The 13,221-nt window shown below is 44.2% G+C and carries 13 protein-coding genes; 6 read left to right on the top strand and 7 right to left on the bottom strand.

Annotated features, from left to right (window positions below; genetic code table 11):
* Positions 1-45: 45 nt before the first annotated feature.
* From ACVBIK_RS09735 to ACVBIK_RS09755, 5 genes are all read right to left on the bottom strand, one after another.
* Complete coding sequence (locus tag ACVBIK_RS09735) at positions 46-762, bottom strand: glycosyltransferase family 25 protein (protein ID WP_447169571.1); 717 nt, start codon at positions 760-762, stop codon at positions 46-48.
* Positions 763-836: 74 nt separating this feature from the next.
* A complete protein-coding gene (locus ACVBIK_RS09740; protein ID WP_447169597.1) occupies positions 837-1,847 on the bottom strand; it encodes a CDP-glycerol glycerophosphotransferase family protein in 1,011 nt (336 codons plus the stop codon).
* Positions 1,848-1,933: 86 nt separating this feature from the next.
* Positions 1,934-3,019, bottom strand: coding sequence for a glycosyltransferase (locus tag ACVBIK_RS09745; protein ID WP_447169572.1), 1,086 nt, complete (start codon positions 3,017-3,019; stop codon positions 1,934-1,936).
* A complete protein-coding gene (locus ACVBIK_RS09750) occupies positions 3,016-4,101 on the bottom strand; it encodes a glycosyltransferase family 9 protein (RefSeq protein WP_447169573.1) in 1,086 nt (361 codons plus the stop codon). Before ACVBIK_RS09750 ends, ACVBIK_RS09745 begins: the two co-directional genes overlap by 4 nt.
* 57 nt (positions 4,102-4,158) lie before the next feature.
* Complete coding sequence (locus ACVBIK_RS09755; protein ID WP_447169598.1) at positions 4,159-5,121, bottom strand: glycosyltransferase family 9 protein; 963 nt, start codon at positions 5,119-5,121, stop codon at positions 4,159-4,161.
* A 208-nt stretch (positions 5,122-5,329) separates the two neighbouring features.
* Between ACVBIK_RS09755 and ACVBIK_RS09760 the strand changes: the two genes are divergently transcribed.
* A complete protein-coding gene (locus tag ACVBIK_RS09760) occupies positions 5,330-6,070 on the top strand; it encodes a 3-deoxy-D-manno-octulosonic acid kinase (protein ID WP_447169574.1) in 741 nt (246 codons plus the stop codon).
* 138 nt (positions 6,071-6,208) lie between these two features.
* Here the strand turns inward: ACVBIK_RS09760 and waaA are convergent, their stop codons facing one another.
* Positions 6,209-7,480, bottom strand: coding sequence for a lipid IV(A) 3-deoxy-D-manno-octulosonic acid transferase (waaA, locus tag ACVBIK_RS09765; RefSeq protein ID WP_447169575.1), 1,272 nt, complete (start codon positions 7,478-7,480; stop codon positions 6,209-6,211).
* Between the two features lie 181 nt (positions 7,481-7,661).
* Here waaA and ACVBIK_RS09770 point away from each other — a divergent pair, with 181 nt between their 5' ends.
* From ACVBIK_RS09770 to glpG, 5 genes are all read left to right on the top strand, one after another.
* Positions 7,662-8,303, top strand: coding sequence for a TetR/AcrR family transcriptional regulator (locus ACVBIK_RS09770; protein ID WP_447161039.1), 642 nt, complete (start codon positions 7,662-7,664; stop codon positions 8,301-8,303).
* A 259-nt stretch (positions 8,304-8,562) separates the two neighbouring features.
* The gene (locus ACVBIK_RS09775) at positions 8,563-9,759 is read left to right on the top strand and encodes a glycine C-acetyltransferase (RefSeq protein ID WP_447161038.1); all 1,197 of its coding nucleotides are present in this window, start codon (positions 8,563-8,565) and stop codon (positions 9,757-9,759) included.
* Positions 9,760-9,843: 84 nt separating this feature from the next.
* Positions 9,844-10,869: an L-threonine 3-dehydrogenase gene (gene tdh / locus ACVBIK_RS09780; RefSeq protein ID WP_447161037.1), complete on the top strand. Its 1,026-nt coding sequence runs from the start codon at positions 9,844-9,846 to the stop codon at positions 10,867-10,869.
* Between the two features lie 126 nt (positions 10,870-10,995).
* Positions 10,996-11,304, top strand: coding sequence for a thiosulfate sulfurtransferase GlpE (gene glpE / locus ACVBIK_RS09785; RefSeq protein ID WP_447161036.1), 309 nt, complete (start codon positions 10,996-10,998; stop codon positions 11,302-11,304).
* A 20-nt stretch (positions 11,305-11,324) separates the two neighbouring features.
* Positions 11,325-12,164, top strand: coding sequence for a rhomboid family intramembrane serine protease GlpG (gene glpG, locus ACVBIK_RS09790; RefSeq protein WP_447161035.1), 840 nt, complete (start codon positions 11,325-11,327; stop codon positions 12,162-12,164).
* A 160-nt stretch (positions 12,165-12,324) separates the two neighbouring features.
* On the opposite strand, the gene elbB is transcribed toward glpG, so the two are convergent.
* Positions 12,325-12,978 carry an isoprenoid biosynthesis glyoxalase ElbB gene (gene elbB, locus ACVBIK_RS09795; RefSeq protein WP_447169576.1) on the bottom strand — a complete coding sequence of 218 codons (654 nt, stop codon included), beginning with the start codon at positions 12,976-12,978 and terminating at the stop codon, positions 12,325-12,327.
* Positions 12,979-13,221 lie beyond the last annotated feature (243 nt).

Consider the following 13,221-nt stretch of genomic DNA (forward strand, 5'->3'; position numbering starts at 1 on the left):
ACCTAATTAGTGATGTTCGCTTGACTACAGTCAAAGCTATAGAAGTTATTTATACTTTCTATTATATTTTAGCTGCATAAACTGTTTCAATAATCGATAAAGCTCTACCGAAAGGGTATTTAATAAGCCTAATTTGGATTTATTTTTCCGCAGCCCAATCACCGATGCAGCGGTACTTCTAGATACGAGTTTCGGATGGTAACTGTACAATGTTTGCTTTGTACGCCATTCATTATCCATAAAGTCATCTACAGGCTCAAAAAAACCATCGACCTGATTTAAATAATTCAGGGCCGCTTGCGGAGTTATAGCGTAAGCCGAGGTGCCACATGCCCCTTTCAGGTTTGAAATCAATTTGTACTGTTCATCAATAGGCTCTATATCAGCAAATTTCCTTTCAAAAACATTACCCAATTTCACAACACCATATTTGTGCGTTAATGACTCAATATTTTCTAACTGATTTTTTAGATCGCCAAATAACTCTAAGTTATCTTCCAGAATTAAAAACACCTCGTTATCAGCAAGACACTGCTTCCATAAAGAGATGTGGCTAGCAAAGCACCCTAATTCAGGAATGGTTAACTCATAGCCCTTATATCTCTTAGTCTTTCCACTATCGTAGAGTGAAAAAATACTATGCTGTGGTTCTTCTCTGATATTTTCAGCATCAAAAAAGGAAAAAGGAACCTCTTTTAGGGCTTGTGTCACCTTTTTATGTCGCTCTACAGAGGTTTTTAAACTAATAACAAAAACTTTCATTCTCTAACTCACCTGATCTCAACTGATGCGACTTAGTACTGAGCACCAACCTAAGAACATCAAATTGCTTTATTCTAATTAAACTTCCAATAACCTAACTTTTTGCGCATCTTAAGATGACGCAACAAATTCATCGGTTTAGGCTTAAGATTTTCAATACCATTTTCAATCAGCTTCTCAGTTGCTGCGAGAACCCGCTCACTCGACTGACCATCTCGAAAGGGATGGATATCATCACAATACCGCTCAATTTCAGCCATGAGTCCTGGCGGACGACTCAACACCTTTTCTAACGCAGGCTCAATATCTTCAAGCGCTTCAACATTAACTAGATGGGAGCTATTGGTCTGATTGTTAAACGTCACTACAGGTTTACCCTGCAGCAGGAACATAATCAAAATCGATGAGGTGTCGCATAACATCACATCTGCTGCTTTCAATAGCGGTAACACATTATCCGTTTCAACAAACGTCAAATTATCACTTTCAAGCGCTTTATATTTATCAACAATATCTTGATTCATCTTGGGGTGGAACTGCACCAACCAACGCCACTTTCCTTGCTGTGACAATGTTTTTATTTGCTCATAAACTACTGGTGCACAAGATAAACTACGAGAAAATGTTGAACAAAAAAGTATAACAGGTCGGGAATCGCCCTCTACATCATAGGGACGCTCTAAGCCCTGTTGAAACATAGGATCCAGCGTCGGCCAGCCTGTTTCAGCAACCTTAAAGGTGCCAAACTTTTCGGCAAGCTCTTCAAAAGGCAACGTCGTTGCAGGCCCTTGAGTGCAGTAGAGATCGAAACAATCACGAATTTCAAAGTGGTCTTCACGACCTCTATGGTTCATTTTTCCCGCGTTAAAACCATGAAATACACCGACTTTAATCCCAGGAATAAAGCGGGGAACCACATTACCAGGAACGAATACCGCATCAGGCTTCCAAGATTTAACTTCTTCAATGGTTAACAATCGCTTCTCTGTTGCAGTCAAGAAGACAGGATCGACCTCATTGCCCTCTAGAAACCAACAGGCTTCATCGCCTCTCGCCTGTATTACAGCTTGCAACGGCCTTAACATGGCATATGAATAATTTTGCGCTATGTATAATAGATAACGTTTGTTGTTTGCACTCACAACAATTCCCCTCACAAACTCTTCAATGTTTATTTAACCAATGCCAAATATTCTTGAGCAATCCGTGCCGCTTGTACTTTTGCTAAAATATCGACTTCTGCCAACTGTGGCGGTGAAACTAAAACTTCATCTAATTTATCAGCTAGCGCTTGTGGATCACGCCGTGGAACCAAAAATCTAGCTAACTCTCCAGTCATGATCTCCTTCGGCCCATGAGGACAATCGGTACTGACGACTGGCGTTCCACAGGCTAATGATTCAATCAAAACCGTTGGCAAACCTTCAAAATCTGAACTTAACACTAATGCCTTGGCGCTTTTTATCCATGGGAATGGATTAGACTGAAACCCAGGAATAATCACTCTATGCTCAACACCGAATTTCTTCGCGGCCTTTAGTGCCTTTTTTGGGTTGTGACATAAGAGCACCACCGGGATTTGGCTTTCCATTGCTGCAATGGACTGAAACAGAATGTCATGACGCTTCTGCTTCACATATCGGCCAATATGGATCAAGTAATCGTTATTAGGGATCCCTTGCGCCTCTTGTTCTGATAGCGCATTAATATCAACGAATTCAAAGGGGTTATAGATACATTGGATAGAGGCTGGGCAGATACGCTTAGTCTGCAAAATCTCATCAGCAATACCTTGAGATACCGTCACTAAATGCTGGCCATTTAATGCCTTTTTAGCCTTAAGCTTCTTCAGGTATGCAAAAGGGCCCTGTTTTGCATATCGAGCCAACTCCTCTTCAACCGAGGCATGTACCACCACAAACAGCGGTGAAACCTTAGTTTTGATCATTAATCGATTGGTTTTATCTAAATTAGAAAGAAATAGATCGAACTTTCCAACGTCCGCCTCTATCTCCTCAATCTTATGTTTTAATCGAGCAGCTGCATGCTTCGTTCTAAATGCTCGATCAAAATCTCGATCATTTTTAGCAAAACAAACATGCACGGGCAAACTACTTGGAATATCAAAAGCTACATTGTCAGTCATGACTAAGAAATGAGGCTCATGCCCTAATTCTGTAAACTCTTTAGCCAGTGTCAGCATGACTTTTTCGGCACCACCGCCCGCTAAACTATCAATAGCGATTGCAATTCTCATGACTGAACTCCAAATTTTTTTCGGTATAAATCAGTGATAATATCCATGCCTATATCTAGGCCATTAATGCATTTGCACTGGGCTAAAGCACTCTCTAGTTTGGCTAGATTTTTCACCCTAATTAATTCAGTCAGCCCAGCTAACATCAGCACCGCATTACTATCACTGCACACGGTTAAGCCACGCTCTTTACAGACTTTAAGCCGATAGTTCTGATCTTTCGATACTGCTACGGATAATGTGGGTTTCTTTAATGCTATAGCCTGCAACAAAGTGTCGCCGCCACTTAATACGGCAACTTTAGCAGCATCAAGCAGATCGATAAAATCACCATGATTTAACTCATCTATCGCTGTAACACCTTCAGCATCAAACATCGTATTAGGGTAGTTTGGCCCATATACCATAACGCACGGGATCCTTGTCGCTTGATAGATATCAGCGGCGGCACGTGCAAACTCTTCCACAATATAGCCCTGCTTATTTGTGTGACCACCAGACCCTGCATTGAGCAGAATGAATCCACCTGCACTTAGATTGTATTCCTTTAACAGCGCCGCTTGACGCTCTGAATTGGGGTTTACAAATATGGGACCAATAACCGTCGGCTCAGGCTTATCGATTAACTTCAGCTTTAAACGATCAAGCCAACTAATGGGGCCAATAACAAATTCAGGTTGCACGACCCAATGACTATCCGTCACTCGTGCGCGCAATACTTTCATGCCACGACTTCGCTTACGCTTATGTTGACTCAGAAAAATAACTTTCGCGCCCAACTTATTGGCATGAGTCAGTTGAGAGCGGCGACCCGATGCGTCAAAGATGACAAAGTCGGGTTGAAAGAATGACATAAAATCATTGACCGCTTTGATATTCTTTGTCGGCGTATCGTCTAAAAGTGCCGCTGGATAGGGGCAAGTCGATGCATAAGGCGCGTGACGACTCAAAATGAATTGAATTGTCGCATTAGGCCAACGGCGCTTAACTTCATTTGCAACGATCAAGGAGCGCATATACTCCCCCATACCTTCGGCTGAAGATACAGGTACAAATAAAAATTTTGGAGAGGCTAGGGTCATTGACTCAACTCATCAGACTGCAAAGAAGCATTGGGTTGGTAGGCATACTAACAAAAATTACCCGGCAGAGGGTTGCAACAAAGGATCTAACTGCTCAATAACTTGTTCAACACTGATCAATGCCATCAAATGCTCACCTTTAGCTCTTGTGCCCCAAGGGATCTCACCTTGCTTCTGCTCGGTGATGACTTGGTCATAAACACTCACCACCGAGTCCAAACAAGTATAGGGCCCTGTGCGACCAGGATTTGAATGGGCATATAGCCCAATCACTGGTGTACCTTGGGTCACCGCCATGTGCGCTGGGCCGGTATCCGGCGCCAATACTACACTTGCTTGCTTGAGTATCGCCAATAATTGCAATAAAGAGGTTTTACCCACTTGGTTTTCTAGTGTCGATTTTGCCGCTGCTTGTATATTTTCAGCAAGCTCACGCTCCAGTGGCGTAGGTCCACCGCATAGCATGACTCGGTAACCTTTTTCTGCGGCATAGTCAGCGACAGCAGCATAGCGTTCAGGTAACCAATTACGCTCAGCCTTACTCGCCGCCGCGCAAATAACCATAACTTTACTTCCGTCAGGAATAAGCGCTTGAGCAAATTCGGTATCTGCTGCTGGTACTGGAATATTCCAACGCGGAGCGATGTCGGTAACGCCTACGGCTTTGGCAAAGCCCATGAAACCATCTAAAACGTGCGGTGTTGCCTGAGGTTCAATATGGTGGTTTGTCACTAGCCACTGGCCTTCTTTGGCTCTAAAGCGATCGAAGCCAATACGAGTTTTAGCAGAGATAGCTAATGAGGCAATCGTCGCGCGCAGGGCGATCTGCATATGCAGTAACACATCAAACTTGCGACCTTTTAACGCATGCTTAAGATTAAAATAGCTGCGCCAGCCCTGTGATTTATCAAAAATCACAAACTCCACCTCTTCGAGATGCTTAAGCAGTTGATATTCAATCTTACCCAAGATCCAAGTAATTTTTAGTTGTGGATAGCGACGCTGAATCGCCTGCACCATTGCCACCGCATGGCAAACATCACCAATTGCTGACAACCTTAATAGGCATAAAGACTCTGCATTGCTTAAATCTATGCTGTTTGATTTAGCGTTCTGATTGTCACTTGAAGTAGATAAGCTCATTAGTGCTCGAAGGTTATTTGGCGCAATCTACCGATCTTAATGTAGAATGCCTGCAGGTTCCACGCTTTAGCTTACAATTCTATCTATGAAGTTTAAAAAAACCGCCAAAGGCAGCATCGCTTATTGCCACAATACGCCACAAGATATCGAACCAACTTGGTTTGGTGCCGATTTTTGGCGCGAAAAATCTGCAGTAACAGGCTCATCAAAAGGCCGTTATACCACTTGGTTCGTCGACGCGAGTTGCATTGCTAGCGAACAAAATCAGTGGGTGCTTCGCCACTACTATCGTGGTGGTTTGATAGAAAAAATCAGCCGTGACCAATATCTATTTACCGGTTTAGAAAAAACTCGCGCGGTAGCAGAACTCGCCTTATTAGAAACCCTGTACCAGCAAGGCTTTGCAGTGCCTAAGCCAATAGCGGCAAACGTCGAGCGCTCAGGTCTATTCTATCGTGCAGATTTAATCATAGAGCGAGTCGAAGGTGCTGAAGACTTAGTCGCGAGACTGAGCAAAACCACTATGACCACTGAGCAGTGGCAAACTCTCGGTGAAGCGATTGCTGAGTTTCATCATCACGGTGTTTACCATGCCGATCTTAATGCAAAGAATATTCTTATCTGCGATGACAAGTTTTACCTGATCGACTTTGACCGTGGCGAACTTAGAAAGCCAAATACTCAATGGCAGCAAGCAAATATGAGTCGCTTACTACGTTCTTTTAGAAAAGAACTAAGCAAACTAGCAACGCTGGCATTTACCGAAGAAAATTGGCTGCAACTGCATCAGGCCTATCAAGCCAAGCTCAACCTATTATCTAGCTGAATCAATTGTCTAGTTGGATCAAAAAAGGTCTGCATTAATTGCAGACCTTTTTACACTCTATTCGTTCTGGTTATCGCTCTTAGCTCAAGCAGCCCTAGTCAGCTCAAAATATTTACTGAAGCTATGCTCTAACAGATATTATGCCCTGCTGTGAATAAACGCCTCCACCATGGCCATCTGCTTTTGTAGTGAGCCTCTGTTTTGTGCCACAACATCTTTTGCCGCTGCACTCGCCTGACTATAGGCTGTTTTATCTTCGAATAAATGGATCAAGTTTTGTGCTAACGCTTCAGATGAAGCAACTACTTTTAATCCACCAGCCACTTCGAGTAACTCAGTGATCTCATTAAAGTCACGGTAATGTGGCCCCATCATCACAGGTAATCCCATTGCTGCAGGTTCCAGCGGATTATGACCGCCATGCACAATAATCGAGCCACCCACAAAGGCTTGATCGGCGGCGCCATAAAAGGTCAGTAACTCGCCCATAGTGTCACCCAACAACACCTGTGTACTTCCTAAAACCGGGTCACTAATACTGCGCCGTGCAAGAGTTAACCCTGCCGACTTAATCGCTTGTGCCGCCGCATCAAACTGCTCAGGATGGCGAGGAACCATCACCATGAGCGCATCTGGGTCGCAAGCTAGCAGTTGTTTATGGGCTTGAATTAACGCCTCAAACTCGCCAGGATGCACAGAGCCTGCCACCCATACCGGTTTATTGGTCGCCAGCCATTGCTCACGTAATGATTTAGCGCTGTCGATACGCTGCTTATCAATACTGATATCAAACTTCAAACTGCCACACACTGTTACTTTGTCACTGGCTACACCTAAGGCGATAAAACGCTCGGCCGCTTGCTGCGACTGCGCCGCAATGGCATCGAGCTGCTTTAACATAGGCGCTGTGAGTTTATGGTACTTTTGGTAAGAATCTGCCGATTTTTGCGACAAACGCGCATTAGCTAATAGGACGTTAGCGCCCGATAGCTTGAGATAGTGGATCAAGTTTGGCCAAAGCTCTGTTTCCATGATGATGCAGTATTTAGGTGCGACTTGCTTTACAAAACGCTTGGCACACCATGCCAAATCAAAAGGCAAGTAACAGTGCTGCACACTATCACCAAAGGCGCGAGTGACCTCGGCAGAACCTGTTGGGCTAGTTGTGGTAATGGTAATAGTTAGCTTAGGGTGCTGCTGCTGGATCTGTTTAATTAGCGGAATCGCCGCTAAGGTCTCCCCCATTGATACTGAATGGACTAAGAGGTCGGTCCGATTTAATTTTTTAAAGCCGAAGCGCTCTGCCCAGCGGCCACGGTAGTCCTTACTTTTAAAGGCGCGTACAGCAAGGTAAACCAACAATAGAGGACTAATTAAGTATAGGGCTATCGAATAAAGGCTGCGATTCATGAAATTGGGTACTTTCGTGAGTTTTACTTGAAGAATTAAGCTAATGCTAACATGATAGTCGCAGCTTAACGTAATTACACTCGTGTGATTTAAACAAGATGGCGCACAAGGAAAGGCCCTTAAATAGCCTATTACGTGCCGACTTAACCATTATACTGGATATTAATCATTTAGGATGAATATGAAGACCCGTGACAAAATCGTACAAGCCAGTTTAGAGTTGTTTAATGAACACGGCGAAAGAGCTATCACAACCAATCATATCGCCGCCCACCTAAATATCAGTCCCGGTAACCTTTATTATCACTTTCGCAATAAAGAAGACATCATTCGCTCAATCTTCAGCCTTTATGAGCAACACCTAGAATCAGGCTTTCAGCCTTATATCGATAAAGAGGTTGATGTTGACCTGTTAATTGGCTACTTCGATGCGATGTTTTACACCCTATGGCAGTTTCGCTTTATGTATGCCAACCTTGCAGACATCCTTAGTCGCGATGAAACCTTAAAAAATCGTTATCTTAAGGCGCAGCAAGACGTATTGGCACGCTCGACGGGTGTACTAGAAAAACTAAACCATGATGGCTTTCTAGCAGTCCATCAAGAAGATATAAAACCACTGGCCGATACAATTAAGATGCTAGTCAGCTTCTGGATCAGCTACAAACTCACTCAGACCCAATCAAATATTGGCTCAATCACTAAAGAGTCGCTATACGAAGGTTTATTACGTGTGATTATGCTGTTTAAATCCTATGCAACGCCAAGCTCGCAAGCCACGTTTGTGAGGCTAGAAGAGCATTACCGCTCGCAAATGCTTTAATCCTCAAGTGAGTAAATCAAGCGTATAGGCCATAATCTATACGCTAAAAATCACCACCGCATAGCCTCATAATTGTCGCCACCCACCGGCAAAAGTTACCCACAGGTAACGCATTAGTTTATCTAATGTTACTTCAAGCTATCCCCTAATCTAAATAATCCCTTGCTATACCTTAAAAAAAGGCTGTAGAGCCGCGTAAATTAAGGTTAAAATGCCGCCACTCCAATACTCAAAATAATGCTAATTAAGGAGAATAAAGGTGCCTAAGACCTCATTCTACAACCAGATAAATCAACAGCTTGCTGACGTAAAAGCCGAAGGCTTATATAAAAGCGAACGCGTCATTGTTTCTCCTCAACAAACGGCAATTGAAGTCAATGGCGATAAAGTCATCAATTTTTGCGCCAATAACTACCTTGGCTTGGCCAATCACCCAGAACTCATCAAAGCTGCTCAAGGCGGTCTCGATGCCCACGGTTTTGGCATGGCATCTGTGCGCTTTATTTGTGGAACTCAAGATATCCATAAGACACTTGAGGCAAGCCTTAGCGAATTCTTAGGCATGGAAGACACCATTCTTTATTCTTCGTGCTTCGATGCTAACGCGGGTCTGTTTGAAACCTTATTGAGTGCCGAAGATGCCATTATTTCTGACGCGCTAAACCACGCCTCTATCATCGATGGTGTGCGTCTTTGTAAAGCTAAGCGTTTCCGTTATGCCAACAACGACATGGCCGATCTTGAAGCGCAGCTAAAAGCAGCTAAAGAAGCGGGCGCACGCAACATCATGATCGCCACTGACGGCGTATTCTCAATGGACGGCGTTATCGCCAACCTAAAAGGTGTGTGTGATCTGGCCGACCAGTACGGCGCACTGGTCATGGTTGATGACTCACACGCTGTGGGCTTTGTTGGTCAAGAAGGTCGTGGTACTCACGAGTATTGTGAAGTGATGGACCGCGTCGACATTATCACTGGCACATTAGGTAAGGCTCTTGGTGGGGCTTCAGGTGGATTCACTTCAGGTAAGAAAGAGGTGATCGACTGGTTGCGTCAACGTTCTCGCCCTTATCTATTCTCAAACTCATTGGCCCCTTCAATCGTCACCGCCTCTATCCACGTACTTGAAATGCTCAAGTCTGGCCAAGCGCTACGTGAAGCGGTTTGGGAAAACAGTCGTTACTTCCGTGAAAAAATGTCTGCTGCAGGCTTCACCCTTGGTGGGGCTGACCATGCAATTATCCCTGTGATGATTGGCGATGCAAAGCTGGCTGGTGATTTTGCTAACCGTCTATTAACTGAAAACATCTACGTCATCGGTTTCTCTTTCCCTGTGGTACCAAAAGGCCAGGCACGTATTCGTACGCAAATGTCTGCAGCCCACACTAAAGAGCAGATTGACAAAGCGATTGAAGCCTTTACCCGTATCGCCAAAGAGATGGGCATTATCAGCTAAAATTAAACCTGTAGGGCTACGTATGTAGCCCTTCTTGAATGACATTTAGCAAGCTGCAAACGCTAGCTTGTAATAGGTTATAAAATGAAAGCACTGAGCAAGTTAAAGTCAGAAGAAGGCATCTGGATGGTTGATGCGCCTAAGCCAGAAGTGGGCCATAACGATCTACTGATTAAAATCCGTAAAACGGCTATTTGTGGTACCGATGTTCATATCTATAACTGGGACGAATGGTCGCAAAACACGATTCCAGTGCCTATGGTTGTTGGTCACGAATATGTCGGCGAAGTCGTTGGTATGGGCCAAGAGGTTCGTGGCTTTACTATTGGCGATCGCGTATCTGGCGAAGGCCATATCACTTGCGGCCATTGCCGTAACTGCCGCGGTGGACGTACTCACCTATGCCGTAACACCTCTGGTGTGGGTGTAAACCGTGAAGGTGCCTTTGCAGAGTACTTAGTTATTCCGGCCTTTAACGCCTTTAAAATCCCAGATGATATCTCGGATGACTTAGCATCTATCTTCGATCCATTTGGTAACGCTGTTCACACTGCACTGTCATTTGATCTAGTCGGTGAAGACGTGCTAATCACGGGCGCAGGTCCAATAGGTATCATGGCTGCGGCCGTTTGTCGTCACGTAGGTGCGCGCCATGTGGTGATTACTGACGTCAACGAATACCGTCTAGAATTGGCAGAGAAAATGGGCGCTACCCGCGCCGTTAACGTTGCCAAAGAAAGCTTAGAAGATGTAATGCAAGAACTTGGCATGACTGAAGGCTTTGATGTTGGTCTTGAGATGTCAGGTGTGCCAAGTGCATTCCACTCTATGCTCGATACCATGAACCATGGCGGCAAGATTGCTATGCTAGGTATTCCAGGTGGCGAAATGGCTATCGATTGGAGCAAGGTGATCTTTAAAGGCTTAATCATTAAAGGCATTTATGGCCGTGAAATGTTTGAGACTTGGTACAAGATGGCCAGTCTTATCCAATCAGGCCTAGATATCTCGCCAATCATCACTCACCATTACAGTATTGATGAGTTCCAACAAGGTTTCGATGCAATGCGTTCAGGCCAATCTGGTAAAGTTATCTTAAACTGGGATTAAATTATTAGCCTGTTTAACTTTTAATCTGTTAAACATAACGCTAATTATTGACTCTACAAAGGGGCTGTAATACGTCATTGCGAGTATTCCATCCCCGTTATATCTATCAAACAATACAGGTTTACTATGTCAGCGTTTCAACACCTTAGCGTTAATCAACTTATCCAGATGCAAGCAGAATCAAGTGAGCTGCAAATCGTCGATATCCGAGATGCGGCAAGCTATGAAGCAGGCCATATTACTGGCGCGGTTAATCTAACCAATGACAACTTGGCCCACTATATTAGCGATGCCGATATGGATCTGCCGCTCATAGTAGTTTGCTATCATGGAATTAGTAGCCAAAGTGCAGCGACCTACCTCAATGAGCAAGGCTTTGATGACGTCTTTAGCTTAGATGGCGGATACAGTGCCTGGCACCAAGCCAACCTATAAACCAGCGTGAGGGTAAATTAATGATCGAGATTGGCAGGCTCCCCAATAGCCGAGCAGCGCAGGCTCTCATTGACTACCTAAAAGGGCTTCACATTGACTGCGAACTGATGCCAACCGAGCAAGGTGTGGCACTGATGATCCATGACCAAAATCACTTCGACAGAGCCCACCGTGAATACCAAGCCTTTATTCATAACCCCTATGACGAAAAGTATCTCGCAGCATCTTGGGAAAATGGCGATACTCACACCAAGCTTGATTACGGTAATCCGAGTCTGCAACTCGTTAGCCAGTTTATAACAGGGGCCGGCCCGCTGACTCTGCTCGTCTTTTTTACCTGTGTCGTCATCTATGCTGCAATGAGTCTTGGGTTTGCCAACCCTATTTTTGAACAATTATCATTTTTCGGTGCGACACCTTCAGCAACGCTAAGTGAGTTTTGGCGGATCTTTACTCCCAGCCTAATGCACTTCTCCGCCATGCATATTATCTTTAACTTGCTGTGGTGGTGGTACCTGGGTGGCAAGATAGAAAATAAAATCGGCTTTACCCCGCTGTTTATTCTGCTCATCGTTGGCGGTACTCTGCCTAACATCTTGCAATACTATATGGCAGGGCCAAACTTCGGCGGATTGTCGGGGGTAGTCTATGCTGTTGTCGGTTACACGTGGATAATGGGAGTTAAGCGGCCAGAATCAGGTATTGGGCTTCCACCAGCTTATATCGGTTTTATGCTTTTATGGCTGGTACTGGGCTTCACCGACATGTTTGGCTTGTCTATCGCTAACGGGGCACATCTTGGTGGTCTGCTTGTTGGCGTTATTCAAGGGTTTATTGACAGTAAATCCCGCAAGTTTTAGCCGTAACTATAGCTTAAGAGGCTTGACGTGATGTTAAAGCACGCACTCAGCGTGAATATCACCTTTATACAGACAGCTAACATATAGCCCGCTCCTTGCGGGCTAACAATCATCACCACTTAACAAAGAATACAGCAGCAAGCTTTATTCATATTAAGCCCTAAGCCATCTCAAGTACTTTTGTAACTAATTTACTGATCCCAGAGTGCGCCTCAACAATATTACTGGCCAACATATAGGCTGGGGTACTCACAACTTTGTGTTGCTCATCAACCACAATATCATCAACAGAAACGGCATGATGCTGTCCGCCTTGCTGTTCAAAGGCTGCTGCAGTGCCCTCATCTGAACCAATCGTGCCACATACTCCTTGGCCGTACAGTTTCGGGATCATAATTGGCGAGATACAGATAAAGCCCACCGGCTTATGGGCACTGGCAAACTGCTTAATAAAGCGTTCAACGCTGGGTTCAACCGAATGTTCAGCCCCTGTTACCGCAAAATCACATAAGTTCTTGGCTGCACCGAAACCACCGGGGATCACCAAAGCGTCAAATTCGTTAATATTCAGTTCGTCTACAGCTTTAATTTCACCACGAGCAATTCTTGCTGACTCCACTAAAACATTGCGGCTTTCGCCCTCTTGCACTTCGCCAGTTAAATGATTCACTACATGGTATTGAGGGATATTAGGCGCGAAACATTGATAACTTGCACCGGCTTTAGTGATCTCCAATAACGCTAAAACTGATTCATGTAACTCAGTGCCATCATAAACGCCGCTACCACTCAAAAGAACTGCTACTTTTTTCATTAAAAAGCCTCTTTATATATCATATTGTTTTAACAAATTTGTAATAAACCGCTTGATCAGATTATTTATCATGCTAAGTTAGGTCAACACTTTATCAAGTGAATAATATTTAACCAAGGAATGGGTTCAAAATACGCATAAAAATAAAAAGTCCACATAATTAGTTCAAATAGCCAAAATAAAACTCACTTCACACATTTAATTTTATCGGCTATTTTTCAACAACTTAAGAGCTACCGCTCT

This window comes from Shewanella sp. 125m-1, assembly GCF_052977065.1.

Bases quoted from the DNA above. Each gene is read 5' to 3' on its own strand.
- ACVBIK_RS09735 (WP_447169571.1), bottom strand. From the start codon at position 762: ATGAAAGTTTTTGTTATTAGTTTAAAAACCTCTGTAGAGCGACATAAA.
- tdh (WP_447161037.1), top strand. From the start codon at position 9,844: ATGAAAGCACTGAGCAAGTTAAAGTCAGAAGAAGGCATCTGGATGGTT.
- ACVBIK_RS09750 (WP_447169573.1), bottom strand. From the start codon at position 4,101: ATGACCCTAGCCTCTCCAAAATTTTTATTTGTACCTGTATCTTCAGCC.
- ACVBIK_RS09745 (WP_447169572.1), bottom strand. From the start codon at position 3,019: ATGAGAATTGCAATCGCTATTGATAGTTTAGCGGGCGGTGGTGCCGAA.
- glpE (WP_447161036.1), top strand. From the start codon at position 10,996: ATGTCAGCGTTTCAACACCTTAGCGTTAATCAACTTATCCAGATGCAA.
- ACVBIK_RS09770 (WP_447161039.1), top strand. From the start codon at position 7,662: ATGAAGACCCGTGACAAAATCGTACAAGCCAGTTTAGAGTTGTTTAAT.
- ACVBIK_RS09755 (WP_447169598.1), bottom strand. From the start codon at position 5,121: ATGGTGCAGGCGATTCAGCGTCGCTATCCACAACTAAAAATTACTTGG.
- ACVBIK_RS09740 (WP_447169597.1), bottom strand. From the start codon at position 1,847: ATGTTAAGGCCGTTGCAAGCTGTAATACAGGCGAGAGGCGATGAAGCC.
- glpG (WP_447161035.1), top strand. From the start codon at position 11,325: ATGATCGAGATTGGCAGGCTCCCCAATAGCCGAGCAGCGCAGGCTCTC.
- ACVBIK_RS09760 (WP_447169574.1), top strand. From the start codon at position 5,330: ATGAAGTTTAAAAAAACCGCCAAAGGCAGCATCGCTTATTGCCACAAT.
- elbB (WP_447169576.1), bottom strand. From the start codon at position 12,978: ATGAAAAAAGTAGCAGTTCTTTTGAGTGGTAGCGGCGTTTATGATGGC.
- waaA (WP_447169575.1), bottom strand. From the start codon at position 7,480: ATGAATCGCAGCCTTTATTCGATAGCCCTATACTTAATTAGTCCTCTA.